General features: G+C 66.7%; 21 protein-coding genes. 9 read left to right on the top strand and 12 right to left on the bottom strand.

Going from position 1 to position 22885, the window contains the following annotated elements:
- Positions 1–19 precede the first annotated feature (19 nt).
- The gene (locus tag G3N61_RS01830) at positions 20–1072 is read right to left on the bottom strand and encodes an RNA-guided endonuclease TnpB family protein (RefSeq protein WP_089454522.1); all 1053 of its coding nucleotides are present in this window, start codon (positions 1070–1072) and stop codon (positions 20–22) included.
- A 92-nt stretch (positions 1073–1164) separates the two neighbouring features.
- On the opposite strand from G3N61_RS01830, the gene G3N61_RS01835 reads away from it, so the two are divergent.
- The 3 genes from G3N61_RS01835 (at position 1165) to G3N61_RS01845 (ending at position 5780) form a co-directional block, all read left to right on the top strand.
- Positions 1165–1818, top strand: coding sequence for an ABC transporter permease (locus tag G3N61_RS01835; RefSeq protein WP_205821235.1), 654 nt, complete (start codon positions 1165–1167; stop codon positions 1816–1818).
- Positions 1815–2990, top strand: a complete 1176-nt coding sequence (locus G3N61_RS01840) for an ABC transporter ATP-binding protein (protein WP_205821237.1) — start codon at positions 1815–1817, stop codon at positions 2988–2990. Before G3N61_RS01835 ends, G3N61_RS01840 begins: the two co-directional genes overlap by 4 nt.
- A gap of 354 nt (positions 2991–3344) precedes the next feature.
- Positions 3345–5780, top strand: coding sequence for a PEP-utilizing enzyme (locus G3N61_RS01845; protein ID WP_205821239.1), 2436 nt, complete (start codon positions 3345–3347; stop codon positions 5778–5780).
- 35 nt (positions 5781–5815) lie between these two features.
- Here the strand turns inward: G3N61_RS01845 and G3N61_RS01850 are convergent, their stop codons facing one another.
- Entirely contained in the window at positions 5816–6358 is a 543-nt protein-coding gene (locus G3N61_RS01850; RefSeq protein WP_346778534.1) for a hypothetical protein, read from the bottom strand.
- Between the two features lie 112 nt (positions 6359–6470).
- On the opposite strand from G3N61_RS01850, the gene G3N61_RS01855 reads away from it, so the two are divergent.
- The gene (locus G3N61_RS01855) at positions 6471–7451 is read left to right on the top strand and encodes a helix-turn-helix domain-containing GNAT family N-acetyltransferase (protein ID WP_205821356.1); all 981 of its coding nucleotides are present in this window, start codon (positions 6471–6473) and stop codon (positions 7449–7451) included.
- A gap of 130 nt (positions 7452–7581) precedes the next feature.
- Here G3N61_RS01855 and G3N61_RS01860 read toward each other — a convergent pair whose 3' ends face one another.
- Entirely contained in the window at positions 7582–8502 is a 921-nt protein-coding gene (locus G3N61_RS01860) for a LysR family transcriptional regulator (protein ID WP_205821241.1), read from the bottom strand.
- A 234-nt stretch (positions 8503–8736) separates the two neighbouring features.
- Here G3N61_RS01860 and G3N61_RS01865 point away from each other — a divergent pair, with 234 nt between their 5' ends.
- The 3 genes from G3N61_RS01865 (at position 8737) to G3N61_RS01870 (ending at position 11806) form a co-directional block, all read left to right on the top strand.
- Entirely contained in the window at positions 8737–9789 is a 1053-nt protein-coding gene (locus G3N61_RS01865; protein WP_205821243.1) for a zinc-binding alcohol dehydrogenase family protein, read from the top strand.
- A 444-nt stretch (positions 9790–10233) separates the two neighbouring features.
- Complete coding sequence (locus G3N61_RS39365) at positions 10234–10455, top strand: hypothetical protein (RefSeq protein WP_089454528.1); 222 nt, start codon at positions 10234–10236, stop codon at positions 10453–10455.
- Between the two features lie 241 nt (positions 10456–10696).
- Entirely contained in the window at positions 10697–11806 is a 1110-nt protein-coding gene (locus tag G3N61_RS01870) for a polyamine ABC transporter substrate-binding protein (protein WP_089454551.1), read from the top strand.
- A gap of 106 nt (positions 11807–11912) precedes the next feature.
- Here the strand turns inward: G3N61_RS01870 and G3N61_RS01875 are convergent, their stop codons facing one another.
- The 6 genes from G3N61_RS01875 to G3N61_RS01900 all read right to left on the bottom strand — a co-directional run bounded on the left by G3N61_RS01875 (position 11913) and on the right by G3N61_RS01900 (position 18131).
- The gene (locus tag G3N61_RS01875; RefSeq protein WP_205821245.1) at positions 11913–12494 is read right to left on the bottom strand and encodes a DNA-binding protein; all 582 of its coding nucleotides are present in this window, start codon (positions 12492–12494) and stop codon (positions 11913–11915) included.
- A 44-nt stretch (positions 12495–12538) separates the two neighbouring features.
- Entirely contained in the window at positions 12539–13786 is a 1248-nt protein-coding gene (locus G3N61_RS01880) for an MFS transporter (RefSeq protein WP_205821246.1), read from the bottom strand.
- Between the two features lie 298 nt (positions 13787–14084).
- The gene (locus tag G3N61_RS01885; RefSeq protein ID WP_043184049.1) at positions 14085–14414 is read right to left on the bottom strand and encodes an H-NS histone family protein; all 330 of its coding nucleotides are present in this window, start codon (positions 14412–14414) and stop codon (positions 14085–14087) included.
- A gap of 327 nt (positions 14415–14741) precedes the next feature.
- On the bottom strand, positions 14742–16091 hold the full coding sequence (locus G3N61_RS01890) for a reverse transcriptase family protein (protein WP_205821247.1): 1350 nt from the start codon (positions 16089–16091) through the stop codon (positions 14742–14744).
- A gap of 267 nt (positions 16092–16358) precedes the next feature.
- Entirely contained in the window at positions 16359–16931 is a 573-nt protein-coding gene (locus tag G3N61_RS01895) for a hypothetical protein (protein WP_043184047.1), read from the bottom strand.
- A 192-nt stretch (positions 16932–17123) separates the two neighbouring features.
- Complete coding sequence (locus tag G3N61_RS01900) at positions 17124–18131, bottom strand: DMT family transporter (RefSeq protein ID WP_205821248.1); 1008 nt, start codon at positions 18129–18131, stop codon at positions 17124–17126.
- A gap of 181 nt (positions 18132–18312) precedes the next feature.
- Between G3N61_RS01900 and G3N61_RS01905 the strand changes: the two genes are divergently transcribed.
- Both G3N61_RS01905 and G3N61_RS01910 read left to right on the top strand, forming a co-directional pair.
- Complete coding sequence (locus tag G3N61_RS01905; protein WP_205821249.1) at positions 18313–18675, top strand: hypothetical protein; 363 nt, start codon at positions 18313–18315, stop codon at positions 18673–18675.
- Positions 18676–18896: 221 nt separating this feature from the next.
- The gene (locus G3N61_RS01910; RefSeq protein ID WP_205821250.1) at positions 18897–19169 is read left to right on the top strand and encodes a hypothetical protein; all 273 of its coding nucleotides are present in this window, start codon (positions 18897–18899) and stop codon (positions 19167–19169) included.
- 236 nt (positions 19170–19405) lie between these two features.
- Here the strand turns inward: G3N61_RS01910 and G3N61_RS01915 are convergent, their stop codons facing one another.
- The 3 genes from G3N61_RS01915 to G3N61_RS01925 form a co-directional block, all read right to left on the bottom strand.
- The gene (locus G3N61_RS01915; RefSeq protein WP_205821251.1) at positions 19406–20389 is read right to left on the bottom strand and encodes a succinylglutamate desuccinylase/aspartoacylase family protein; all 984 of its coding nucleotides are present in this window, start codon (positions 20387–20389) and stop codon (positions 19406–19408) included.
- 75 nt (positions 20390–20464) lie between these two features.
- The gene (locus G3N61_RS01920; protein WP_089454533.1) at positions 20465–21796 is read right to left on the bottom strand and encodes an MFS transporter; all 1332 of its coding nucleotides are present in this window, start codon (positions 21794–21796) and stop codon (positions 20465–20467) included.
- A gap of 180 nt (positions 21797–21976) precedes the next feature.
- Positions 21977–22885 (bottom strand): LysR substrate-binding domain-containing protein, encoded by a 909-nt coding sequence (locus G3N61_RS01925; RefSeq protein WP_089454534.1) that lies wholly within the window; start codon positions 22883–22885, stop codon positions 21977–21979.

Here is a 22885-nt window from a genome sequence, read left to right on the forward strand (position 1 = left end):
CGTTGACGTCCTCCTCCGCCTAAAGGCGGAAGATTCCCACGCCTGGCGATGCACGTCCGCATCGGAGAATGTTCAGCGCAGCGTTGATATCACGATCATGCACGACACCACATCCACTGCAGGCCCACTCTCTTATTCGCAGTCCCGCGATACCTTTCGGCCGCGTCGTGCTGTCTTGCGACCCGCACGCCGAACAGGACTGGGTAGAACCGCTTTCGTCGACTTCCTCGAACGTGGCTCCGCGCGCGATCGCCTTGTAACGGAGCTTGTCCCGGAAGGACGACCAGGATGCGTCGTAGACGCTCTTCGCCATCCTGGTTCTGGCGAGTTTCGCGGCCGACACGTTGCCGACCGCGATGTAATCGAAACGCCGCACCAGATCGAGCGCGAGCTTGTGCTGGAAGTCGGCGCGGGCATTCGCGACCTTGGCGTGCAGCTTCGCGATATGCCGCCTGTGCTTTCGCGCCCGTTGCGCTTTCGCCAGCTTTTCCGCCGCTCGTCGACCGAACTGGTCATTGGGCAGCTTCTCGCCGGTCGAAAGTGTGGCGAAATCTTTCAGGCCGAGATCGATGCCGACGCCGGAACGGATTGGACGGGCCTGCACATCGGGCATCTCGATCACGATGTTGAGAAACCAGTTGCCGCGTGCATCCTGCGCAAAGTTGGTCCCGTCCTTGATCTTGCCTTCGGGAAGCGGTCGGCTGTTGAATACGCGGAAGGTGTTGCCGGCGAAACGGAACGCGTCACCCTCGCGCTTCAGGTCACGCCCCTTCAGCGGCACCCAGCCCAGCGATTTCCTGCCGCGGTAGCGCAGGTAAGGGCGACGGTGCTGACTGCGCGACTTCGCATATTGCTCGCACGTTGCGTTGACCGTGCCGGAGTGAATGCCGAGTTCCTTACTGCTGCCAGTGGTGAGCATGTTCAGGTCAAAACCCGTCGGCCACTTCTTGCTCCACTTGAGCGCGTGCTTCTGCGTGTCATTGCAGAAGTTCCAGACGTAGTTCACCGCACGGCTCTGCTTGTTGAGCAGTCCGTTGAGCGACTTCACGCGGTAGCGGTAGACAAGGATCATGCCGGTGATCCTAACCCGTGGAAGAAGCTGCCTGTCAACAGCATTCCCGTCCTTCCCGCCATCAATGGCGGAGTTTCTCGGAGCAAATTCTGATGAGCGTATTCGACTATCTCGCGTCGAGCTGGCCCGAACTGCTGCAGCTCACGCTGCAGCACATCTGGCTGGTCGGCATCGCCGTAGGCTGCGCGATCGTGGCCGGCGTGCCGCTCGGCATCCTGATCAACCGACACGACTGGCTCGCCGGGCCGCTGCTCGGCGTCGCGACCATCGTGCTCACGCTGCCGTCCATCGCGCTGTTCGGCCTGATGATCCCGTTCTTCTCGCGCTTCGGCCAGGGGATCGGCGCCGCCCCCGCGATCACGGCCGTGTTCCTGTATTCGCTGCTGCCGATCATGCGCAACACCTACCTGGCGCTGCACAACGTGGATGCGGGCATCAAGGAAGCCGGCACCGGCATCGGCATGACCGCGTGGCAGCGCCTGCGGCTCGTCGACCTGCCGCTGGCGGTGCCGGTGATTCTCGCGGGCGTGCGCACCGCGGTTGTGATGAACATCGGCGTGATGACGATCGCCGCCGTGGTCGGCGCGGGCGGGCTCGGCACGCTGATCCTGCGCGCCATCGGCCAGAGCAGCATGATGAAACTGCTGGTGGGCGCGGTGCTCGTGAGCCTGCTCGCAATCGTCGCCGACCGGCTCCTGCAGATGCTGCAGCGTGCATTGACACCGAAGGGAGTGCAGAAAATATGATCGAACTCGACCAACTGACCAAGACCTTCACCCGCAAGGACGGCCAGGCCGTGCGCGCCGTCGACGCCGTGAGCCTGTCGGTGGCCGAGGGGGAAATCTGCGTGTTCCTCGGCCCGTCGGGCTGCGGCAAGACCACCACGCTCAAGATGATCAACCGGCTGATCGCCCCCACGTCCGGCCGCGTGCTGATCAACGGCGAGGATACGGCGCAGCTGAATGAGGTCGACCTGCGGCGCCACATCGGCTACGTGATCCAGCAGATCGGGTTGTTCCCGAACATGACGATCGAGGAAAACATCACCGTCGTGCCGCGCCTGCTGGGCTGGGACAAGAAGCGCTGCGCCGAACGCGCGCGCGACCTGATGGCGATGGTCGCGCTCGATCCGAAGCTGTACCTGAAACGCTATCCGCGCGAGCTCTCGGGCGGGCAGCAGCAGCGTATCGGCGTGATCCGCGCGCTGGCCGCCGATCCGCCCGTGCTGCTGATGGACGAGCCGTTCGGCGCGGTCGATCCGATCAATCGCGAATCGATCCAGAACGAGTTTTTCCAGATGCAGCGGCAACTGAACAAGACCGTGATCATGGTCAGCCACGATATCGACGAAGCGATCAAGCTGGGCGATCGCATCGCCGTATTCCGGCGCGGCCAGCTCGTGCAATACGATCACCCCGACACGCTGCTCGCCCGCCCGCGCGACGAATTCGTCGCGCAGTTCGTGGGCCAGGACAGCACGCTCAAGCGTCTGCTGCTCGTGAAGGCCGGCGACGCCGCCACGCAACCCGAAACGGCACGGGTCGACACGCCGCTCGCGCATGCGCTCGCCGTGATGGACGAAACCGATTGCCGCTACCTGACCGTGCTCGACGATGCGGGCCGCGCGCTCGGCTACGTGACGCGCCGCGCGGCCCGCACCGGCGGCGGCGTGTGCGGCGAGCGCGTGACGCCCTTCCCGGCCGGCGTCGCGGCGGACGACAACCTGCGCATCGTGCTGTCGAAGATGTACCAGTACAGCGCGTCGTGGATGCCGGTGCTCGACCCCGACGGTGCCTGGCTCGGCGAGATCACGCAGGACTCGATCGCCGCTTACCTCAGCTCGGGCCGCTCGCGCCGGCAGACGGGCCAGCCGCCCGGCAGTCCTGCCGACGCGGCCGCTGCGACCGCCACGCACTGATTCGTCTCCGGGCCGGTGCGCGATCGCACCGGCGCCGGGAAGCGCATCGGTGCCGTGCGCGCTGGCGAAAGCGTGCGGCTACGTTCGGCGATAAAACGCTGCTTGACCCGCCTTCAACTGACACCCGTCAAATCCAGACCGGCGAGCACACGCCATTTCCGTCATCCGGATTTCCTGCATACGTCGTTCGCGTAGAATGCCCGCAACCATCAAGCCGAGCGGGCCGCCCTTCCATTCCACTCGCACCGGCGCAACACGAACAAAACGACACGAACAAGACCCGCGGCATCCGCCGATGGCATCGCCCTGCCCGGGCGCGCGCCATCGCGACGATCGCCCGCCGATCCAGCCTCCATGAGCAAACCGATCCTGTACCTCCTCGCCGGCAACGGCAGCGCGGCCGACTGGTGGGACGATGCGCTGCCCCACTTCCGGCATTACCGGCCCGTACCGCTGGAACTGCCGGGCTTCGGCGACCACCCCGCGCCGCCCTGCGAAGATCTCGCCGCGTATGCGCAAGCGCTGCTGGATGCGACCGAACCGGGCCACGCGATCATGGCCGTCGGCGTGAATGCGCTGCTGGTGCTGCACGCGCTGCAGCGGCGCCCCGGCCACTTCAGCCGCAGCGTGCTGCTCGCGCCCGTCGGTGCGTTCCTGTGGGAACGGCGCCTGCCGAAACTGATGGCGCCGAAACCGCTGCGCAAGACCATCCACTGGCTGCTCGCGCACTACCCGGCGCTGTTCGCCCGCAAGTTCTCGAACCTGACCTGGACGCGCGCCCAGTACCGCCGCATGGGCGCCGGCTATGCGCGTTGCCGTGCGTTCCTGCCGCACTGGGATCTCGTGCGCGCCGATACCGCACTGCCGCTGCTCGAGTGGGTCACCGATCGCATCGAACTCGTGTGGGGCGACCAGGACAACGTGCTCGGCGTGCGCCAGGCCGCCGCGTGGTCGGCCATCCTCGCGCGCGCCGACCTCACCGTCACGCTGCAGGCCGGCTGGGGACACTATCCGTGGATCGACACGCCGGCGGCGTTCGCGCAGTGGCTCGAAGCGGGCGACGCCGGCTTCGTCGCGCACACCAAGGGCGGGCGCCTGGCGCTGGCCACGATGGCCGGCCTGCCCGTGCCGCCCGCGCTGTCGCTGACCCGTGCCGACGATCCGCGCCTGCCCGGCTTTCTCGCGAGCCAGCCCGACGCCGAGTGGGCGATCCGCTCGTCGAGCCACGGAGAAGACCAGGCCGATGCGGCCAACGCCGGCCTGCACACCACATTCCTGCGCGTACCGGCAGCGCAAGCGGCCGCGCGCGTAGCCGAGCTGCTCGACGGCGGCCTCGAGGAAACGGTCGTGCAGCGCTTCATCACGCCCGTGCTGTCGGGTATCGCGTTCGTGCGCCATCTCGCGGTCGAAGTCGAATGGGTGGAAGGCCACCTCGAAACGCTCGCCGACGGACAAGCCAGCCCGCAGCGCGCGATCCTGTCGCGGCTCGGCGAGCCCTGGCAACGCGGCACGTTCCCGACCGCGCACGGCCTGAGCGCGACGCAGTTGTGGGACTTCCTGCAGCGCGTGCTGCGCGCGTTCCACTACGTGCCGGGCGATGTCGAATGGGCGTGGGACGGCCAGCAGCTGTGGCTGCTGCAGTACCGCCCGATCAGCAGCTACGGCTGGCACCGGCACCTGACCGCCGCGAACATCGCCGAGATCCTGCCGCCGCAGCCGAGCCGGCTGGTCGAGTATGCGCAACGGCGCGCGGCCGGCAGCATCCCGGCCATCATGGCGCGCTGGGATGCGCGCGTACTGCAGGATAACGAACCATTTACGGCGCTCTACGGCGGTGCGTCGTACATCAACAACGACCTGTTCCTCGCCCGCCTCGCCGACTGGGGCGTGTCGGCCGGCAACTACAGCGGCGAGATCGGCGGCGCGACACCGCCGCTGCGCTGGCGACCGCTGCGGCTGCTGCGTTCGCTGCCGGTGTTCTGGCGCATGCTGCGCGTCGCGCGCGGGCATCTGCCGACGCTCGAGCGCGGCTTGCAGCGCTTCGACCGGGAACTCGCGACGCTCGTCGAGCGACGCGCCGACGGCCAGCAACTGGCCGACTGGTTCACGCGCTTCTACGTGTTCGTCGTGCAGGGCAACCTGTGCATCGCGTCATCGCTGGCCAGCAGCGGCGGCGCACTGTGGGGCCGTCCGCCAACCGCATACGGCCAGCTCGACGACAGCCCGCATCGCCTGCCGTGGGAAACCGATCCGGGCACCACGCGGCCCGCGCCCGTCAGCCTGCCGCTGCAGGCATTTCCCGACTGGCCGCTGCCGGTCCGCGTGCTCCACACGCTCGGCGCGCCCGGCATGCGCGGCTGGTATCTGCAGGTGCGCGAGTGGTATCGCGACAACCTGATGCGGGTGTTCTTCCGCCTGCATCACGCGATGCCGGCCGCCGACCGCGACGCGTGGTTCGCGCCGCATCCCGAGCGCCGCGAACGCAACGGCAGCTTCTGGCAGGACGGCAGCGAAGGCACCGACGAGGCGGCCGGCTTCATGATCTATCCGGGCCACACCCAGGGTGTGCTCGGCCACGACATCCTGCTGGAAGACACGCTCGACCCGGGCCGGCATGCGCAGTACCAGGCCGCGCGCGCCGTGATCGCGCGGATGGGCGGTCGGCTGTCGCACGGCGCGACGCTGCTGCGCGAACTGCGCAAGCCGTCGGCCGTGCTGCCGCGCGTCGATGCGACGTGGATCGGGCGCGAGGTGCGGCTCTGCGACGGCCGGCTGACGCTGGTCGAATAGGCGCGGCGCCGCGTGCCTGAGCCGCGACGCGCGGCTCAGCGCACCGGCGTGCGGACTTTCCCGTCGACCTTCAACGTGCGCCGGTCGTGCGCGGCTTCGTATTCGACCGTCTGCGCGGGCGTGACCGCACCGTACGAACGGCCGTTTACATAGACGGTGCCGTCCCGCAGCTCGACCCGGTCGCCGTTGACCGTCGCGGTGGCCTGTTCGCCCTGCAGCACCGCGCCCGAGCAACCAGCGGTCGAAAAGCTGCGGACCGACGTGCCCGGCATCGCGGCGATCCCGCCCTGATCCGCCGCATGCGCCGCGCTACAGGGCAGCGCATCCATGCTGCCGGCAGCGTAGGCCGCGCCGGCGCTGATGCCGCATCCGGCAAGCAACGCAATCGTCATCGGCTTCAGATTGTTCATGGTGCGCTCCGTTGTCCGCGGCCGCGGATCGATGACCGGCCGACGCCCGTGCTCGCATGGCTGGCAGGCCGGATGCATCGAGTATGCGTCCAGTTCGCGGCACACCGCCATCCGCGCCAGTACCACTTGCTGCCCGCCCCTCTGCTCCCCCTTGATCCGCGCCGACACGGCTCTTCGGAAGTACCTCCTCGGCACAGCCCGTTCACATGAAATTCTCCCTTGATCAAGTTGCGACCCGCAACTATTATTGATTGCGATCCGCAACCTTTTCAGGGCAACCATGGACCTCATCGACGCTCCCGCCAAGCCTCGCGAAGCGACCATCCTCGAGCTGCGCGACTTCTCCCGCAAACTGGTTCGCGAGCTCGGCTTCATGCGCGCGACGTTGGCCGACAGCGACTGGGCGCCCTCGGCCGTTCACGCGATCCTCGAGATCGGGACGGCGCCCGGCATCAATGCCCGCGATCTGGGCAACATCCTGCGGCTGGACAAATCGAACACGAGCCGGCAACTCGCGCGGCTCGAAGCGGCCGGAGTCGTGGAGCGGCGCGTGTCGAGCGACGATGCGCGCGCGACCGAGCTGTACCTGACCGCCGAGGGGAAAAAGCTCCAGAAAAGAATCGACACCTTCGCGACCGACCAGGTGTCGAATGCGCTGCGGCGCATGGTGCCCGCCGACCAGCAGGCGCTGCTGCGCTCGCTCGCGCTGTATGCCGATGCGCTCGCGCAGGACAACGCCGCCAAGGCGCCCGCCGCCGCACCCGATGCGCCCTCGATCCGCGAAGGCTACCGGCCGGGCTGCATCGGCGATATTGCGAGCCTTCACGCGCGCTTTTATTCCGAACACTGGGGCTTCGGCGCCTTTTTCGAAAAGCGGGTGGCGACCGAGCTGGCCGAGTTCGCCGGTGCGCTGCCGGCCGATGGCAAGGCGCTTTGGCTGTGCCAGGAAGACGGACGGACCCTCGCGTCGCTCGCGATCGACGGCGACCCGGCAACGGGCGTCGCGCACCTGCGCTGGTTCATCGTGAACGACGCGTTGCGCGGGTCCGGCATCGGGCGCCGGCTCATGACGGAAGCCATGCGCTTCGTCGACGCGCAGCGCTTTCGCGAAACCTACCTGTGGACGTTCAAGGGCCTGGATTCGGCGCGCCATCTGTACGAGTCGTTCGGCTTCACGCTGACCAGTGAATCCGCGGGCACGCAATGGGGCACCGAGGTGGTCGAACAGCGCTTCAGCCGGCCCGGGCCATCCGGCGGCTGAGGTTCGACGGGGCGTCTCTGTCGTCGCGGCGAATGCCCTTGCGTCTGTCGACACGACCTTCCCGCCCGGCGTTGCGCGAGGCGGGCGAAGCACGACCACCGACGCGACGAGTGCCCCCCGCGATACCGGCCTATCGACTGGCCGGCTTTCTTCGCTTGGCTTCAGCGGCCGGGAAGACCCGCTCGCCGAGAAAATCCACCAAGGCCCGGACCTTCGGCGACGGGTGCTTGCTCGCCGGCCAGAGCACGTAGAAGACGCCGGTGCGCTGCGCATATTTGGCCAGCACCTCGCACAGGCGCCCGTCCGACAGCGGCTCCTCGATGGCGAATGCCGGCAGATACGCGATTCCCAGGCCTTGCAGCGCAAAGCCCACGCGCGTCTCGATGTTGTTGCAGATCATCGACGTGGGCAACTGCAGTTCAGGCTCGCCCGCAGCGCGACGCAGCTCCCACAGCTCCAGCTTGCCGGTGCGAGGAAAGCGATAGTGCAGACAGGCGTGCGCCAGCAGATCGGCAGGAACCTTGGGCGTGCCGTGCTGCGCCAGGTAGTCGGGGGATGCCACCAGCACCGAGCGGAAGGAACCGAGTTTGCGGGCGACGAGGCGCGAGTCGGTCGGCTCGCCCGCCCGGATCACGACATCGAAACCTTCGTCGACCACATCGACCAGCCGATCGGTGAAATCCAGATCCAGCTCGATCTCGGGGTATTCGCGCATGAACTGCCCCAGTACCGGCAGCATCAGCGAACTCATCATAGGCAGGCTGACGCGCAAGCGGCCGCGTGACGCGGCCATCGCTTCGGAGAGCTCCATTTCCGCAGCTTCGACCTCGGCGAGGATGCGGCGGCTGCGTTCCAGAAAGAGCGAGCCTTCGGCCGTCAGCGTGACGCTGCGCGTGCTGCGGTGGAACAGCGACACACCCAGCTTTTCCTCCAGCCGCGCCACGCTCTTGCCGACGGCAGAGGCGGAAACGCCGAGCAGCCGCCCCGCCGCCACGAAGCTCCGCGTTTCCGCGACCTGCACGAACACCACGAAGCCGCTCAAGCTGTCCATTCCAACCCTCGATTACGGACAGAAAGTTCCGCATAAAGCGGAACTATAGCCTACTTTTTCTTTAATCACGGCACCCCTAAGATCCCTGCTTTGACCCGCCACGAAAGGACGATCCGTGATTTCTCACCCTGTTCCCCCCCGCCTCCACGCGCGTCGCCTGCACGCCATCTCGTGCAACGCCAGCCAGTCATCCCTCCTGCGCTGGAACGGCCCCGTCGCCGACTGGAAACAGTGATGACAACGACTTCTTCGAACGTCGCCGCCATCGCATTTCGCCAGCAATCCACGCTGGCCGATCCCGACTGCCTGGTCGATGTCGAGATCGCATGTCCGGCGCCCGGCCCCCACGATCTGCGCGTTGCCGTCCGGGCCGTTTCCGTCAATCCCGTGGACACCAAGATTCGCGCGGGACAGGTGGCCGCGCCCGATAGCGTCCGTTGCCTGGGCTGGGATGCCGCCGGGATCGTGGAAGCCGTGGGCGAGGCCGTCACGCTGTTCCGGCCTGGCGATGCGGTGTATTACGCCGGGTCTTTCGACCGGACCGGCAGCAACGCGCACTCGCACCTGGTCGATGAACGCATCGTCGGACGTGCACCCGGGAGCCTGAGCTTTGCCGAAGCGGCGGCACTGCCCCTGACCGCGCTGACGGCCTGGCAACTGCTGTTCGATCGTCTGGGCGTGCCGCCCGGCAAGCCGGCCGGTGCGGGCAGCCTGCTGGTGCTGGGGGGTGCCGGTGGCGTCGGCTCGATGCTGATCCAGCTCGCGCGCCGCCTGACCGGACTAACGGTGGTCGCGACGGCCTCGCGCGCGCAGAGCCGCGACTGGTGCCTGGGCCTGGGCGCCCATCACGTCATCGACCATCGCCAGCCCCTGCCGGCACAAGTCAGCGCGTTGCCGGTGCTACCGATTACGCACATCGCGGCGTTGTCGAATACGACCGAACACTGGGCGGAGCTGGCCGAACTGATCGCCCCCCAGGGCCGGCTGGCCATCATCGACGACCACGACACACTCGATGCCGTGCCGTTCAAGGCCAAGAGCGTGTCGCTGCATTGGGAGATGGTGTTCACGCGCCCGCTGTTCGGTACGCCGGACATGATCGCCCAGCACCGCATCCTCGACGAAGTGGCTGCCCTGGTGGATGCGGGTGTGCTGCGTTCGACCCTCAACCGCGTGCTGTATCCGCTCGACGCGGCGCAGTTGCGGGAGGCGCATCGTCTGGTGGAGGGCGGCGGCATGACCGGCAAGGTCGTGGTCGCGCGCGCCGCGGAAGACACGATGAAGTAAGTCAGGGACGCCGTGCGATGGCTGCCGTTATCAACGACTTCCCGTCGCCCGGTTTTCGGCTCGCCAACCGGGCCGCGACAGCCTGAGCAATATCGTGTCGAGGCGCAACCCGGGCAGCAAGCCGTCGAATATTCTCATCACTTCGCGCCCATCCTGACCGGCAAGACAGCCTCGCCTGCACGATTCGCCCGTCATCACCCTCACGCCACGCGCATCCATCGGCCTTCGAATCACTAGGGAAAATCCGGAGACATCCTTACAGCGATTTACCTGATGATTCACGGAAGCGTCATGTTTCGGCGATTCGGCGGTTCGCCAAGCTTTCAACGCGTGTCACGAAGCCGATGCCGCCCTGCGGCAAACGCGATGACCGAAGCCCGAAACGGCAGTCGCTGGCAAACCGCCAGGTGTTCAATACTTTCAACAACCCGGTCGAGAGTAATCGTGAGATTCCGTGGCCCGCTGGTGCGGTGGAGACGAGGCGATGCGCGACACCTGCGCGCCGCGATCGCGTCCTCCGACGACAGTGACGGCGGGCAAAGTCCTCGCCTGTCCCTGTCGATCTACACCATCCTGTCCCGCCGTTCCGTTCGCCGCCACAACGCCGTCGCCGCGCGTGCCTACGTCGCGATCCATACCGACGACGTGGCATCGTTGCTGCCTTAGCGCTCGCCCCCTTTCCCTGTATCCGTTCGACCTGCTCGCCGTGTCGCCCGACCGGTGACGGGATCGTCCCGCGCTTTGCTTTCGCGCAGCCCGGCCCGAGATCGAACGGACTCCTGATCGTCGCGCACCGCATTCGCTCACGGCGCGCGGCGGTCGCGCACGCCTGCTTCATCCGATGAACCATCGCGCAACGACCCGCGCCTCGCGGCTCGACACGCGCACCGAAATGGAAGACTTCTTCATGCGAATCCGCACGCTTCGCCGCGCCCTTGCAACCGCCGCCATCCTGTCGGTCGCCGCGGCCGCCGGCACGGCCGCCCACGCGGCCGGCGAACTGAACATCTACAACTGGTCCGACTACATCGCGCCGGACACGATCCCGAACTTCCAGAAGCAGACGGGCCTCCACGTCCGCTACGACAACTACGACAACGACGACACGCTGCAGGCGAAACTGCTGTCGGGGAATTCCGGCTACGACATCGTCGTGCCGACGTCGAACTACATGGCCAAGCAGATCCAGGCGAGCGTCTACCAGCCACTCGACAAGTCGAAGCTGCCGAACCTGTCGAACCTCGATCCGCTGCTGATGAAGATGGTCGCCGATGCCGATCCGGGCAACCAGTACGGCGTGCCGTGGGCATACGGCACCGACGGCATCGGCTACAACGTGCAGGCCGTGAAGAAGGCGCTCGGCGACAAGGCGCCGGTCGACAGCTGGGCGCTGGTGTTCGATCCGGCCAACATGGCCAAGCTGAAGAGCTGCGGCGTGTCGTTCCTCGACCAGGCCGTCGACGTGTTCGCGGCCACGCTGCAGTACATGGGCAAGGATCCGAACAGCACGAACCCGGCCGACTATCATGCCGCGTTCGAGGTGCTGAAGAAGGTGCGCCCGTACATCACGCAGTTCAACTCGTCGGGCTACATCAACGATCTCGCGAACAACGACCTGTGCGTGTCGCTCGGCTACTCGGGCGACATCGGCATCGCACACCGCCGCACCGCCGAAGCGAAGCGCCCGTACGAGATCCGCTTCGCGAATCCGAAGGAAGGCGGGCTGCTGTGGTTCGACATGATGGTGATCCCGAAGGACGCGCCGAACCGCGACGCGGCACTGAAGTGGATCAACTACGTTCAGGATCCGAAGGTCAATGCGGGCATCACCAACGCGGTGTTCTACCCGACCGCGAACAAGGCCGCGCGCCAGTACGTGAAGCCCGCGATCGCGCGTGACCCGTCGGTGTATCCGGGCGACGAGGTGTTGAGCAAGATGACGCTGCTCAAGCCGATGCCGCCCGAGATTCGCCGGCTGCAGAACCGGCTGTGGGCGCAGTTGAAGACCGGGCGCTAAGCCGCGCACCGAAGTAACGGATCGTGCCGCCGACGCCTTGCTCGCGCCGGCGGCACGGTTGCTTCAAAAGCGGTGATGGTGCGCGCGAGGGCGCGGGCTGCGTGAACTATCGCTGCGTCTGCACCTGCACCTGCACCTGCACCTGCACCTGCTCCGCCGAAAAAGCGTCTTCCACGAAGCGGATCACGTCATCGAGCGACGACGTGCACGCGGCCCCCGCCGCGAGTTCGCGAAACGCGCCGTCCGGCCCGAAGCAGACGAGCGGCTTGCGCCAGCGCTGCGCGAGCGCAATCTCCTCGGCCGTGCCGTGCCCGCCCGGCAGCGCGACGATCAGGTCGCTGCTCAGCACGTTCACGTAGTTGCGGTTGATCGTGTGCGGATCCGCATCCGGCTCGCGGCGCGGCAGCGGCGTGAGGATCGGGATGTCGACGAACGGATGCGGATAGCCGTCGAGCGGCACGAAGCCCGCGAGCGGATCGGCCTGCGTCGGCAGGATGCCGATCGATCGGCCGGCCCGTCCGGGCACGCCGGCGAACGCGCGCGCGACCGCCAGCATCACACCCTGCCCGCCCCCCGTCAGCAGGTTGAAGCCGGCCTGCGCGATCCATTCGCCGAGCGGCGCCGAAAGCGCGAGCCACGGCTCCTTGCCCGAGCCCATCACGCCGATCGTCCTGTTCTTCTGTTGCATCGTGGTTTCCGGTGAAATCGTTGGGTTGTGCGCGAGCGCCGCGCTCATTCGAGCTCGACACCCTTGAGCTCGGGAATCAGGAACAGCGTCGCGACCATGTCGAGCACGTAGAGGCCGGCGAGCAGCGCGATGGCCGTCTGGAACGAGTAGTGCGCGGCCAGCGCGCCGACTGCGACCGGGCCGAAGCCGCCGACCGCGCGACCGATATTCCACAACACGTTCTGCGCGGTTGCGCGCGCGACCGTCGGATAGCCCTCCGACATCAGCGTCCCGTAGCCGCCGACCATCCCGTTGACGAACATGCCCATCAGCGCACCGGCCCACAGCATCGCGGTCGGGTCCGACAACCGCGCGTACGCGATGACCGTCACGACCGAGCCGAGCTGGTACAGCAAGAACGTCGGCTTGCGCCCGATGCGGTCGGCCAGCTGCCCGAACACCCAGACGCCGATCATCATCCCGACGACGGTTGCCGCCGTCCACAACCCCGACTTCGTCAGCGAGAAGCCCATCTGTTTCGACAGGAAGGTCGGCAGCCAGATCATGATCCCGTAGTAGCCGAAGTTCTGGACCGAACACAGGATCACGATGCCGAGGCTCGTGCGCGCGGTGCGCCCGTCCGCGACGAGCAGGCGGAAGGCATTGGCCTTCGGCTGCGTCGCGCGCTGCACGAACGCCTCCGGCTCGTGCAGCTTGTTGCGCATCGCCCAGGCGAGCAGCGCGGGCAGCACGCCGACCAGGAACATCCCGCGCCAGCCGATGTGCAGCAGCAGGAACGGCGTCAGCAACGCGGCCAGCAGTACGCCGGCCTGCCAGCCGAGCGCGACGTAGCACGACACGCGGGCGCGTTTGCTGGCCGGCCACGCTTCCGCCGCGAGCGCCATGCCGATCCCGAACTCGCCGCCCAGCCCGATGCCCGCGATGGTGCGGTAGACGAGCAGATCCCAGAAGCCGCGCGCGAACGCGCACAGCCCGGTGAAGATCGCGAACAGCAGGATCGTCCAGGTCAGCACGCGCACGCGCCCGTAACGGTCGCTCAGTGCACCGAACAGGATGCCGCCTGCGACGGCGCCGATCAGCGTCCAGGTGACCAGCGCGCCGCCCTGCCCGGGTGTCAGTTGCAGCGCGGCCGTGATCGCGGGCAGCATGAAGCCGAGGATCAGCAGGTCGAAGCCGTCCATCGCATAGCCGATCGCCGATCCGGCCAGCGCTTTCCACGCGTACGCGCCGACCTGCTCCACGCGCGGGGCCGACGGGCCGCCGAGCGTCGAAGATTTCATGTTTGCTGCCATGGTGTCCTGCCACGATTGTCCGGCGACATTCTAAGGCCTGTGCCCGCGAGCAAAGCCCCGGCGCGCGTGTCGGCGGCGGCGGTTCGCGCATGCGGCGGCGCCCGCTTGCGGGACGGCAGGCGGGAATCTGCGGGCAATGAACGGGAGGGAAAAACGGCGATCCGGTGTCGGCGGCGAAACCGGCGATGTCGCGGTCAGGCCGGACACCGGATGAAAAGCAGCATGCTGGCGGGGTGTTGCCGGCCGGCCCGCTGGCGCGAACCGGACGGCGCCGGGTGGCCTGGCGGCCTGGCCGGCTTCAGCTTTCGTCGTCTCCGGGCCACCAGGTCTTGGCCTCACGGTCGACGGCGAGCGTATCGAGATCCTTGCCTTCGAGCCATTTCGGCCGAGGGCCGCGGCCCGACCATGAACGGCCGGACGTCGGGTCGTAGTACTTGGCAGGTGCCTTGCGTTTTCGCTGGACGATATAGCCGAGCGCGCTCAGCACTTCCTGCTGCGAGATTCCCAAAAGCTCGACCTGTTCCTTGAATGCCGCGAGCGCGGCCTGCTTCTCCTTCTGCTTCGCGTCCGACAGCTTGATGTTCAGGTCCCGAAGTTGTGCTTCGAGTTCCTGCAGGGCCTGGGTCATGTATTCATCCTCTTTGGGCATGTTTTTGCAAAAAACTCCGATGGCGGAACCTACCATGAAGTTCCGCCAATAGGGGCTGTCAAATGTGTGAATCGTTTGCCTGAGCCGGCACGGCTTACGCGATACGCACTAAACGACGTCGCGCGTCAATCAATGACAGACACAGCCGGGCCGGCAACGCGCAACGCGCCAGCGACGAAGGCACGGCGAACGGCTGCGGCAAGTCGGCGCCGCACCATGGCACTGGCGCGGCATGGCGCGAATGATAGCAGTGCGCGGCACCGCACTACATAAGTCGTCGACCGGCGTCGATGCGAATCCGGCCATTTACCGGCCGACGTCGCGCGCTTCCCACGCGATCCGGTCGAACAGCGCGCGCAGCTTCGCGCCGCGCGCCGCGTTCAGCGCGGCCGCATGCGCGACACGCCCGGCGAGATGTGCGCGGAAGTCCGGATGTGCATCGCGATTCTGCGATGCCGGCCCGCTCCGGATGCAGTTGGTCAGGATGGCCTTCAGGAGATCGAACTCATCGCGCGCCAGGTTCGGATGACGATTGACGACCACGCCGGCCAGGTGCTGCCGGCTGCCGCGTCGCATCACGCGCGTCTTGCGCAGTTGCAGCGCAAAGCCTTCCTCGAGTGCGATCGCGGCGACCCGCAGTTGCAGCCGCTCGACGTCGCGCGCCAGCGTGCCGCCGCCGGAAAAGGCGAGATCGTCCGCGTAGCGCGTGTAGGTTGCGCCGAGCGAACGCGCGAGCGCGGCGAGCCGCATGTCGAACCGGAACGCGCACAGGTTCGCCAGCGCCGGCGAGGTCGGCGCCCCCTGCGGCAGATGCCGTTCGCGATAGCGCTGGCGGCCGATCCAGTCGAACCGGTCGCGCAGGTCCGGCGCGAGCAGTCGCGCGGACGGTACGCGGTTGGTGCACAGCCCCGTGAGCGTGCGCGCGACTTCGGCCGGATACCCGAGCGTGACGAACAGCGCGTGAACGCGTGCGGCGCGTACCGATACGAAGAAATCCGCAAGATCGAAACGGACGACGACATCGCGATCCGCATGCGGCGCCGCGAACGAGACGATCCCGTGCCCCTTGCGAAACCCGTGCACCGCGCCGTGCGGCGCGATGCGATCGAGCAGCCCGTGCAGGATGCGGCGCTGCGCTTCGCGCAGCCGGCCCTTCGGGATCTCGACCAGGCGACACCCGCCGCTGCGCTTGTCGTGCGCCACGTATGTGTAGTGATGCAACGGCGTGGCGCTGCTGCGCGCGTCGACGCGCCAGTGGTCGGACAGCCAGTCGAGTTCCGGCGCGCTCACGCCGAGCCAGCCGGCCAGATCGCCGGGCGTCGCCCATTGCGGCACGTCGCAGCCCGCGAGCGGCGCCGGCAACGGTTGCTGGACCAGCGGCCGGCGCACGACACGGATCGGCGCGGGCCGATCGCTGCCATACCACGCGAGCACGAAAGCCGGCGCTTCGGCGAGATCCGCCGCGAGCGTATCGATGTCGACGTCGGCCCAACGCGCGCCGAAGCGTGCGAGCGCGGCATTCGCGACTTCGTGCGTCCACGGCGGCGCGCCGCCGAGCACGGCCGCCATCCGGGAAAGGACGCCGGCAGGTTCGGGGGCGCCGGCCAGCATCGCTTCGGCAATCGTGCGGACGGTATCGAACAGGGAGCCGTGCATGGGAATCGATGGGCGGGACGATGAGTCAACGTGACTGGTGCTGCGAGGAGTCATGTTGCGCAACGCGCAACGGCGCTCCTTGCGACGCATCGGGGTGTCGATCTGATCCACGGGGTAGCCCCGTAGTCCTGGAACATCGACTGCCTGTTCCGGGCGTGTGCTTGACCCACCGGCCCGCGATGCGACTTTAATGGCCGCGAGCGCGGCGTGTCAAACCTGATGGCGATCCGGTGCCGCCGCGGGGCGCGCCGGATCGCGATGCGCACCCTACGCGTGCCGGGAAAACAGTTCGCGGTACGCGATCGGCGCGACGCCGACGCCGGCCATGTTGTTCAGCATCGTCGCCCAGGTCGCGTTGTCGACGCTGACCGGAAACGACCGCGCGCGGTTGGCGAGCAGCCAGAAGGTGCGCGTCATGCCGTTGCTCATCGCGACTTCGTACCCGCTTCCCTCGAGCCAGTAGCCGACCGGCGGCAGTTCCACCGGTTCGAGTCGGCCGGCCCGGAACGCGGCGGTGGCCGACGCGTACTTGCTGTCGAGCGGCATGACGCGGCGCGGCACGCAGTCCTGCGAGTTCAGTTGCGGAAATCTCGGGCTCGTGCCGAGCCACAGGCCGTAGAACGTTTGAGCGTCGAGATGCACGACGAAGCGCTCCGTTTCGGCGGGCGTCGCCGCCATGTAGCAGTCGGCCTGGCCCGGAACGGCAACGCGCCACATCGCGCGCTTCGCGCTCAGGTCGACCAGTTCGCTCGGCTGCGGGCGCGGCTGGATGGGAGACGGTCGTCCCGCTTCGCGCAGGTCGCGCGCGCGATCGAGTCCGATACGAAGACGTGTCAGCATGGGCCCTCTCTTTCTCTCGTGATTTGTTCGAATGCGTCAGGGGGGCGGGCAACGACATCGCCACGTGTTTGCAATACGCGGGCCCGGTGTCCTGATGCTCCCGGTGTGTTCGGGAACTCGCGCAGTGTAGCGCTTTTCCATTTACGTCAAGATGAACGCGCCCGACCGGAAGGCCCGGGACCGGGCGCCGTGTCACGATCGATCGCCCTGCCCGGCGCCGCTCGGCACGATTGCGCGGCCCGCCGTACCGGCGTGCGTCAGTGCGATCCCGATCACGACCAGCACGAGCGCCGGCACCACGTACCACCGCAACGGCTCCCCCAGCAGTGCCGACGACAACAGGACGCCGAAGATCGGCACGAGGAACAGGTAGATCGATACCGCGCCCGCCTTGTTGTAGGACATCAGGCTGTTCCACAGCAGGAAACTGGCGGCGGATACGAACGCCAGATACGCCAGCACGAGTACCGACCCGAGCGAGAAGTCGAATGGCGCGACGCCTGCTTTCGCGCCGCCGACCGCGATCAGGGCAACCCCTCCGAGCAACATCTGCATTGCGGTGAGCGGCAGGACGGGCAGGATCGCGGGGGCCGCCTGCTTGCTCAGCATGTTGCCCAACGCGGAAAAAAACATCGCCGACAGCATCAGTGCCTCGCCGCTGCCGATCGTGAATGCGTAGCCGTTGGCCATCACGTGGTAGAAGACGATGCCGGCAAAACCCAGAACGGCGGCAACGACCTTGGTCGCGGTCATGCGGTCGTCGGCATGCATCACGTGTGCAAGGCCCAGTTGAAAGAACGTGAGGGTGCCGGCGATGATCGCGCCTTCCATGCCGCTGCTGAGCGCAATCCCCGCGTAGAAGAACACGTATTGCAGGAAGGTCTGTACGACGCCCACGCGCACGATCGCCACGATCGTTGCCCGGTTCAACGGCGGCCGAGGGGCGCGTGCGGCGGCCATCAGCGCGAACAGCAGCAGTGCCGCCAGGACGAAGCGATAGCCCGCGAATTCGATCTGCTGGAATGTGTCGTCGCGGCGTATGCCCAGCATCCCGTATCCGACCTTCACGACCGGAAACGCGCTGCCCCACAGGCAAGTCGCTGTCAGCGCCGCCACGAAGCGGCCGGCGGGTGCGGCAAGGAAGCCCGTCACGCCGGACCGTGCCGGCCCGAACGCGTGATCGATCGATTCATTTCGCAACCTAGCCTCCATCGACCAGAAGGTCCGCTCCAGTGATGAAGGAGGCGGCCTGCGACGCGGGAAAGCACACGGGCGCTGCGGCGGGACGCGACAGCATGCGTTGCCGGATCTTGACACGTGTGCACGGTGTTCCGACGGTTCCAACGTGTTCGGAAACCCGCGCAGTGTATCGCCTTTCCGGATGGGCACCAGTCAACTCGGCCGACGCCGAATTCAACATCGACGGATGCGCGCTGCGCAGTTTGCGCACCGGACGAACCACGCGCCCGACCTTCGGGCAAGAACCCGTCCGGTTTCTCGCCCGTGGATTCATCCCGCTCACAAACGCTGGAGCCGCGATGAACGCCCGCGCGCTTCGCCTGCCGCGCCCGCCACTTCATCAACCAACGAATCAACATTCATCGCCGATTATCGAAATATCGAAACAATCAAAAACGAAAACAACCACACGCAGAATTCAATGAAATCACATTCAAACAAAAAATTATCGAATTTGATTAACGATAAATTAATTCGATTGGCATCATCAAAATCAAATAAATAGTCTGTGTTGTGCGCCGCAACACCACGATTCAAAGATCAAAGAAATACAGAGGCGCAGCACGAATCATTTCATTCGTGTCTTGTCGCAAAGCTTCCGTCTTATCAGGTCCCCGTTGAATTCCAGGCACTTGTGAATCAGCAATCCGGAAAGACAGACACGTCTTTCCGGACGTGACCGACGTCGTCAAATCGCATTAATTCATTCAATACCAAAGGAAAGTCATGAAGAAGATTGCAACCGTGCTGCTTTCAGCACTGATGCTTGCCTCCACGTGCGCGTCCGCCCAGGCACTTTGCAAGGCCGGCAAGATCGACAAGATCGAAACCGACACCACCGGCAACCTGCTGGTGACCATTAACGACGGCGTCTACTCGTTCAGCGCCAAGGAAGTTTATCCAATTATTTATCAGGTATATTCAGAAAACAGGAATCTGTTTATCTATGGAAATAATTGTGCGAATGGCTCGCCGGCGACCCGCTTTGCCATTCGCTAATCAACCTGGGAACGCTCGACGATTACCGGTACGTTGAGCTCGGAGCTGGATTGACATTCTGAATCCGGCGCCATCGCGGGCTGCGGTGTCGATACGAAGCAACATGACACCTACATGCCCGCTGTCTGTCCCGTCCTGGCATGAATGAAGCAGGCTCTCCGCCCATCGCGGGGCAGGCGTTTATCGCGTTCGGCAAGTCAAATGACGGACCGCATCACGGCGGCCATCGCGCGGCATCACCGATCCAGCAATCGCCCCAACCGCATCATCGTGACGTTCACGCCGAGATGCCGCATCGACGGTTGCACGATCACGCAGTTGTCATACGGCGTGACGATCACGTCGTCGCCGTCGCGCGCGATCTCGGTGCCGGCCTGCTCGATCACCTCGAGCCCCGTGAACGGTTGCGAGAACCGGAAGTCCATCGAACGCGCGACGACCGGCTCCGTGATCTCGACGAACTTCTGCCGCATCGGCGCGGCTTGCGTGAGGAAGGCCGCGACGTCGTCGCGCGCAACGACACCCGCATGCAGCAGGAAGCGCGCCGCACTGTCGAGCGCGACATCGCGTGCGCTCGCGGCGAAGTGCTGGCCCGTCTCGATCAGCAGCGCATTTTTCGCGCTCGCCGAATCGCCGAAGCCGCCGTAGTCGCGCAGCCGCGTGCCGTTCGCATGGCCGCGATCGATGATCACGTGCTCCGGCGTGCCGATCGCGGCCGCCAGCGCGATCGCCTTTTCAAGCGAGCCGGTCATCATCAGCGGCGCGGACGCTTCGTGCATCGAATGAATGTCGAGCAGCAGGTCGACCGTATCGAGCAGCGGACGCATCGCGCGCGCACGCACAAGCTCACGGCTGTCGCGCGTGCCGTCGAGCGCGGCCGGCGTCCACACGCGATTCATGTCCTCGTCGAGGTAGCGCGTCGCATCGGCGTTCTCCGCACTGAAATGCTCGTATGCGCCAACGTTGCCGAAGCCGAGCGACAGGCGGCCCGCCACCGGACGCAGGCCCGCGGCCAGCAACGCGTCCACCGCGATCGCGCCGCTGACTTCGTTGCCGTGCGTCAGCGCGAGGATCATCACGTGCTTGCCGGGCCGGCCGCTGTCGAACGTATGCAGATAGTCGATACCCGTATTGCCCGCGCGCCAGCGCGAAATGTCGGGGAAGGCCACTTCGATCGGATAGGCCGGCAATGCGGCGCGGATGGCTTCAAGCGTGGTCATGTCGGAAAGGCTCAACAGGGTTCGGGAGAGGCGCAGCCGGCTGGTGCCGGCTGCGCCGGGATCGGGGCCGGCGCGTCACGCCTCGGTCGCGCGCGTCGACGGCGTCGCGGCGGCGGCAGCAGCGCCGCGCATCCGGCGGCCGAGCGAGATCACCGACGTGATCCCGAGCACGGCCGTCGCCATCACGTAGAAACTCGGCGCCAGCTTGTTGTGCGTCGCGTCGATCAGCCAGGTCACGATCAGCGGCGCGAAACCGCCGAACAGCGTCACCGAGAAGTTGTACGACAGCGCGAGGCCCGTGCCGCGCGTGCTCGTCGGGAAGATGTCCGCAAGCAGCGCCGGCAGCGGCGCGAGGCTCACCGCGATCAGCAGGCCGACCAGCGCCTGCACCGCGAGCAGCGTCTCGACCGTCGGATAGCGGTTCAGCATCACGAACAGCGGCCACGTCGTCACGCCGACCAGGATCAGCGCGACCAGCATCACGCGGATGCGGCCGAAGCGATCCGACAGGTGCCCGACGACCGGCGCGGCGATCATCAGCATCGCGCCCGTGACGACCGCGCCGAGATACGACGACGTGGCCGGGATATGCAGCTGCTTGACCGCATACGTCGGCATGTACAGCTTGTGCACGTAGTTGAACGCCGTGGCCGTCGCGACGACACCGGCGCCGAGCAGCAGGTTCGCACGGTCGCGGACGAACACGTCGCGCAGCGGCGACTTCGCGCGCCCTTGCTCGCCGAGCCGGCGGAAATCGGCCGGTTCGTCGATGTTGCGGCGAATGTAGAGCCCGACCGGGCCGATCAGCAGCCCGACCGAGAACGCGACGCGCCAGCCCCACGCATGCAGCTGGTCGGTCGTCAGCAGCAGGCTCAGCAGGGCGGACACGCCGGCCGCGAGCACCGTCGCGAGCCCCTGCGTCGACATCTGCCAGCTCGCGAAGAAGCCGCGCCGCTTCGCATCGGCCTGCTCGACCATGAACGCGGTGGCCGCGCCGAATTCGCCGCCCGTCGAGAAGCCCTGCAGCATCCGCGCAACGATGATCAGCAGCGGCGACGCGATGCCGATCTGCGCATACGTCGGCGCGAACGCGATCATCGCGGTGCCGAGCATCATCAGCCCGATCGAAATCGTCAGCGACGCCTTGCGGCCTGCGCGGTCCGCATAGCTGCCGAGCACGATCGAGCCGAGCGGACGCGTGACGAACGAAATGCCGAACGTGCCCACCGACAGCAGCAGCGAGGTTGCCGCGTCGTGCGTGGGAAAGAACAGCTGGCCGATGACGATCGCGAAATAGCCGTAGATCAGCAGATCGTAGAACTCCAGCGCGTTGCCGATGCTCGCGGCGCAGATCTCGCGCCACGGATTGTGCGGGGCCGGCGTCGCGGCGTGCGTGTTGTGGGTCATCCCTGTGCTCCTCCGGTAATGCTGGCCGTCAGGATTTTGAAAGACGGCGCGCGGCTTTGCCGGCGGCCGTTCGGGCCAGTCAAGCGCGGAGTGTAGGCAACGCGGGGCAGGCGTTCGTGCCGTTTCGGCACGCAATCGTGCCGATCGGCGCGCCAGCGCCGGCGCCGTTGCGCACGGCGGCTATGCCGCGCCGTCGTCGCGTGACGGCGCGGTGCGCCAGATCGCGTCCAGTACCGGGTGCGGGTCGTTCCGGCGCCGGTACAGCGCGATGTCGAAGCCGATCTGCCAGTCGGCGCCGCCGACGATCGCAAGCTCGCCGCGCCGGACATCATCGGCGACGAGCCGCTGCGGCAGCCACGCGAGGCCGAGCCCGCGACGCGCCATCGCGAGGATCGCTTCGTACGAGTCGGCCTGGTACACGGGCCGCAGCGTCGGGCGGTTCGGCATTTCGGCGAGATGCCGCGCGAGCACCGCACGCAGCGTCAGCGTGCGCGCGAACGCGAGCCACGGCACCGGGGCCTGCCCGGCCGGCAGCCGGTAGCGCACGCTGCCGCGCGCATCGAACGCGCTGACCGGCACCAGCACCTCGCGCGCGACGGACAGCCAGTCGAAGCGGTCGCGATCGATCAGCAGCCGCGTATGCGGGCTCGAATAGACGATCAGCATGTCGGCTTCGCCGGCCGTGAGCTGCAGGATCGCTTCCTCCGCGCTGCCGGTCGCCACGGTCGCCGTGAAGAAGCCTGCGCGCGCAACCGTCTCGTCGTACCAGTCGGGGAAGAAGGTGGCCGAGAGCGTGCGACCGGTCGCGATCCGGAGGTTGTTCTCCAGCACCGGCGCCGCTTCCTGAAGCTGCGTGCGGGCGCCGTGCAGGATGTCGAGCGCGTTCGACGCGGCATCGAGGAAGACGGTGCCGGCCGCCGTCAGTTCGAGCGGCTTCGTGCGCGCGATCAGGCGCGTGCCGACCCATTCCTCGAGCGACCGGATGCGGCGGCCGAACGCCGGATGCGTGACGAAGCGGTTCTCCGCTGCGCGTGTGAAGCTGCGCGTGCGCGCGAGTTCGACGAAGTCTTCGAGCCATTTCAGTTGCAT

Source organism: Burkholderia sp. Ac-20349, from assembly GCF_017104865.1.
Lineage (GTDB): Bacteria > Pseudomonadota > Gammaproteobacteria > Burkholderiales > Burkholderiaceae > Burkholderia > Burkholderia aenigmatica.

Excerpts from the sequence above, each read along its gene's own strand:
- G3N61_RS01830 (WP_089454522.1), bottom strand. The coding sequence starts at position 1,072 with ATGATCCTTGTCTACCGCTACCGCGTGAAGTCGCTCAACGGACTGCTC.
- G3N61_RS01835 (WP_205821235.1), top strand. The coding sequence starts at position 1,165 with ATGAGCGTATTCGACTATCTCGCGTCGAGCTGGCCCGAACTGCTGCAG.
- G3N61_RS01840 (WP_205821237.1), top strand. The coding sequence starts at position 1,815 with ATGATCGAACTCGACCAACTGACCAAGACCTTCACCCGCAAGGACGGC.
- G3N61_RS01845 (WP_205821239.1), top strand. The coding sequence starts at position 3,345 with ATGAGCAAACCGATCCTGTACCTCCTCGCCGGCAACGGCAGCGCGGCC.
- G3N61_RS01855 (WP_205821356.1), top strand. The coding sequence starts at position 6,471 with ATGGACCTCATCGACGCTCCCGCCAAGCCTCGCGAAGCGACCATCCTC.
- G3N61_RS01860 (WP_205821241.1), bottom strand. The coding sequence starts at position 8,502 with ATGGACAGCTTGAGCGGCTTCGTGGTGTTCGTGCAGGTCGCGGAAACG.
- G3N61_RS01865 (WP_205821243.1), top strand. The coding sequence starts at position 8,737 with ATGACAACGACTTCTTCGAACGTCGCCGCCATCGCATTTCGCCAGCAA.
- G3N61_RS01870 (WP_089454551.1), top strand. The coding sequence starts at position 10,697 with ATGCGAATCCGCACGCTTCGCCGCGCCCTTGCAACCGCCGCCATCCTG.
- G3N61_RS01875 (WP_205821245.1), bottom strand. The coding sequence starts at position 12,494 with ATGCAACAGAAGAACAGGACGATCGGCGTGATGGGCTCGGGCAAGGAG.
- G3N61_RS01880 (WP_205821246.1), bottom strand. The coding sequence starts at position 13,786 with ATGGCAGCAAACATGAAATCTTCGACGCTCGGCGGCCCGTCGGCCCCG.
- G3N61_RS01885 (WP_043184049.1), bottom strand. The coding sequence starts at position 14,414 with ATGACCCAGGCCCTGCAGGAACTCGAAGCACAACTTCGGGACCTGAAC.
- G3N61_RS01890 (WP_205821247.1), bottom strand. The coding sequence starts at position 16,091 with ATGCACGGCTCCCTGTTCGATACCGTCCGCACGATTGCCGAAGCGATG.
- G3N61_RS01895 (WP_043184047.1), bottom strand. The coding sequence starts at position 16,931 with ATGCTGACACGTCTTCGTATCGGACTCGATCGCGCGCGCGACCTGCGC.
- G3N61_RS01905 (WP_205821249.1), top strand. The coding sequence starts at position 18,313 with ATGGGCACCAGTCAACTCGGCCGACGCCGAATTCAACATCGACGGATG.
- G3N61_RS01910 (WP_205821250.1), top strand. The coding sequence starts at position 18,897 with ATGAAGAAGATTGCAACCGTGCTGCTTTCAGCACTGATGCTTGCCTCC.
- G3N61_RS01915 (WP_205821251.1), bottom strand. The coding sequence starts at position 20,389 with ATGACCACGCTTGAAGCCATCCGCGCCGCATTGCCGGCCTATCCGATC.
- G3N61_RS01920 (WP_089454533.1), bottom strand. The coding sequence starts at position 21,796 with ATGACCCACAACACGCACGCCGCGACGCCGGCCCCGCACAATCCGTGG.
- G3N61_RS01925 (WP_089454534.1), bottom strand. The coding sequence starts at position 22,885 with ATGCAACTGAAATGGCTCGAAGACTTCGTCGAACTCGCGCGCACGCGC.